This window comes from Pantoea sp. JV6, assembly GCF_025910055.1.
Lineage (GTDB): Bacteria > Pseudomonadota > Gammaproteobacteria > Enterobacterales > Enterobacteriaceae > Pantoea > Pantoea agglomerans.
Window position 1 is genome coordinate 1 of record NZ_JAPCIM010000007.1, and the last position, 2,941, is coordinate 2,941.

Annotated in this window: 4 protein-coding genes and 2 pseudogenes; all 6 read right to left on the reverse strand. The window is 41.8% G+C overall.

The features are described 5' to 3' along the window. Positions 1–328, reverse strand: a pseudogene (locus OK412_RS10080) (hypothetical protein); the annotation flags it as partial. Positions 329–517: 189 nt separating this feature from the next. Further along, positions 518–766: a hypothetical protein gene (locus OK412_RS10085; protein ID WP_033779344.1), complete on the reverse strand. Its 249-nt coding sequence runs from the start codon at positions 764–766 to the stop codon at positions 518–520. A gap of 320 nt (positions 767–1,086) precedes the next feature. After that, positions 1,087–1,314, reverse strand: coding sequence for a hypothetical protein (locus tag OK412_RS10090; RefSeq protein ID WP_072000452.1), 228 nt, complete (start codon positions 1,312–1,314; stop codon positions 1,087–1,089). 418 nt (positions 1,315–1,732) lie between these two features. Beyond that, positions 1,733–1,981: a hypothetical protein gene (locus OK412_RS10095; protein WP_099257985.1), complete on the reverse strand. Its 249-nt coding sequence runs from the start codon at positions 1,979–1,981 to the stop codon at positions 1,733–1,735. Further along, positions 1,971–2,375 carry a hypothetical protein gene (locus tag OK412_RS10100; protein ID WP_264353133.1) on the reverse strand — a complete coding sequence of 135 codons (405 nt, stop codon included), beginning with the start codon at positions 2,373–2,375 and terminating at the stop codon, positions 1,971–1,973. The genes OK412_RS10095 and OK412_RS10100 overlap by 11 nt, the downstream gene beginning before the upstream one ends. Before the next feature lie 84 nt (positions 2,376–2,459). After that, positions 2,460–2,941, reverse strand: a pseudogene (locus OK412_RS23455) (RHS repeat-associated core domain-containing protein); the annotation flags it as partial.

Below are 2,941 nucleotides of genomic sequence, written 5' to 3' on the forward strand. Positions count from 1 at the left end.
ATTCACGGATCAGATTGTTGCCGTAATCGAAGTCGCGTCGACGGGACCAGACGCGCGGTGCAGGTCGCTGTGAGTCACCCTTAAACACGTCACGGCGGCGCAGTCTGCCTAACCGGTCATATTCACTGCGCATGGTCAGGCCGCCCTGCGTCCGGCTTAGCTCCCGGTGCAGCGTGTCGCGGGTAAATTCCGTGACCGGCAGGTTGTCCAGCGCGATGCTCAGCAAATGGCCGCTGCCATAGTAAAGCTGCTTCAGGTTGCGACCATCCAGCAGGGTTAAGGCAGTGCAGTTGCCCAGCGCGTCATACTTCCACACCAGTTCGCCCTGCCAAATCTGTTAGGTATCAGGCAAGGGCAAATGCTAAGACACTTTACTCAGCTATCCCCGACAGCTGTAGTAGCTGTTTATTCCATGAACTCTTAATACCTTTTCAAGCTTTTTGCCTTTCTAAAATTCATCATATCATCCACCTTAAAATCGATGCATAATTTAAATCAAATTGAATCAATTCAATTATCACTGCCAAACATTAAATAACTGCTTCCAGATTTCCATCTCCTCATCTGTAGGGAGACTATAATCACCCGTAACCTTACGATAATTCATGAAGCAAACATCTATAGCCCGTATTGAAACCGTTTTATTTTTACGACTTCCATCAATGATAAGTTTCATCTCTTTGCGATACGCTTCATCTTTAATCATTTTTTGGAAGAATGTTTCAAGAAAATCTAAAACTTCATTGTAGGAAAATAAATCTATCATTCTCTCTCCGGTAAAATATCGACTTTATCGAAATTTATTATCCTATTATCAGCATACATCTGTTGGACATTTCCAGCACCATAATCTGGGTGCGTCTTGCTAAATAATTCAAGAGGGGTTACGTCTTTATCGCCAAACACTCGTGGATGACGCACTTGTGGCACGTCGTTTCCTAAAGTTGTAACGTATCAAATTCCATTCTACGGCCAGCATCACTTCATGATTTATCTAAAGGACTAAAATAAATCACTCACCATTGCAATTTACTTATATTTTTTACAGAAGGAATGACACTTAAGCATTTTAAAAATTTTCAACAATCAAAACTGAGGCCGTCCCCGTCCTTCTCTGGATTGGGTAGCGATAATAACTTCATAAGCATCACTTTCACTTTTTTGAGCCTTCATTGCTTCATCAAAAGTTATTTTTGATTCTTTTTCAAACGTAGCCACGGTACCATCATCATATCGAATATAGTAACCATCATTTTTCTTTAATATATCGACACCATAACCTGTAAAAATCAAATCACTTTTAGTAAATCTCATAGGAATACACTTAAACATCGGTTAAAAAATTGCATCACTAAGAGGCACTTGATCAATAAAGTCTTCAATTACCCTGCCGGATTTTTCTACCATATAAATAATGCTCATCAACTCATGCATTCCTCAAAATGTCATCATATATCCAGGAGGTGCGAGTAATAAATTTCTTATTGGTCACATCCCTGAACTACCGAAATCCAATCCCAGCAAAGGCTCTAAAATTGACTCATCATCGAAATAATTTTGAGGATAACTGCCATTATGTTACTATTTTTCAGGTTTTATACATTACATTAATTATAACAGCCTTACATCTTAGCGCATAGAAACTGTAGTTAACTTCGCCCACCAGCGCAAATATTCCAATAAGGGTGAAATGTAGGCTAAACCGGGCAAGCAATAATAGATTTATATCGAATTATTGCCAGCAATCTAAAAGATCTCTCCAAAGATTTTTTTCTTCTTCCATAGTGGCTACGTTATAGTCATTATATTTCTTTACATATTCTAAAAAAAGTATCTGCATGGGTCTGATAGTTACAGTCTTTTGTCTTCTAGACCCCTCGATCAACTCTCTCAACGCACGTAAATAAATCTCATCTTTAACCCTTAATGTAAAATATTCATTAAGATAGTCTAAAACTTCATTATAAGAATCAAGGTTCATTTTTGCCCTCTGGAAGAATTTTAATCTCATCAAATATTACTGTTTTTTTGTCAGCAATAAGTTGTTGAACCCCACCCTTTCCATATTCTGTGTAAGCTTCGGTAAATGGTTCAAGAGGAGCCCCCTCTTTATTACCAAACATTCTAGGAACTTTAGCCTGAGGTACACCATTTTCGTAAAGTTGTAAGGTATCAAACGTGCCTCTCAATCTGCCATCACTCCATGAAACATCTAAAGGGTTGTTCGGATCAAGACCTTTAATTTGGAAAGCATCACGAGTAGCGCTTCCACTTTCGAATTTTTTGAAACCAAAATAGGTAATTGGCGCAGATTTAGTGTTAAGGGTTGATTCTAAAAATCTGTCTGGTGTCCCATCATCATTTAAATACCTCATGTACCGATAACCTGTTGAAGGCATTGTTGCACTTGGTCCTGCTGGCCCAACATAGAAATCCGGTTTATCCTTATTTCCATTACTACACCGACTCAACCCCCACGGATCCACCCAACCCAGCGCATTCGGCGCATACTGGTAAAGGTTAATCCCGCCCGCCAGCCCTATCGGGTCCTGTTGGGTAAACCGTCCGCTGTCCGGGTCATAATAACGAAACAGATTGTAGTGCAGTCCGGTTGATTCGGCCCCTGCGGTGCCTCACCTCCCTGGGGCCATCGCTGAAGCGATGTTCAAATTTGCTTATGCAAATTTGTCCCGGTCCAGGTACTGGCCCTGCATACGCAGGTTCTGCTGAACAACTGGCATCCGCTGGCTGGATTCACGCAGCAGCTTGCCCCAAGGGCTGTTGATCCCTTCCCAGGCTTTTTGCCCTTCACCGTCAGTCAGCAGCTCCGGCATTCCGTTGGCCGCATTATGGAACCAGTAAATCTCCGGGCTTTCCACGCCATCAATACGGGCCAGCGGTTCATAGCTCTGGCTGTCGCTGTAAACGTAGGTCAGCGGAA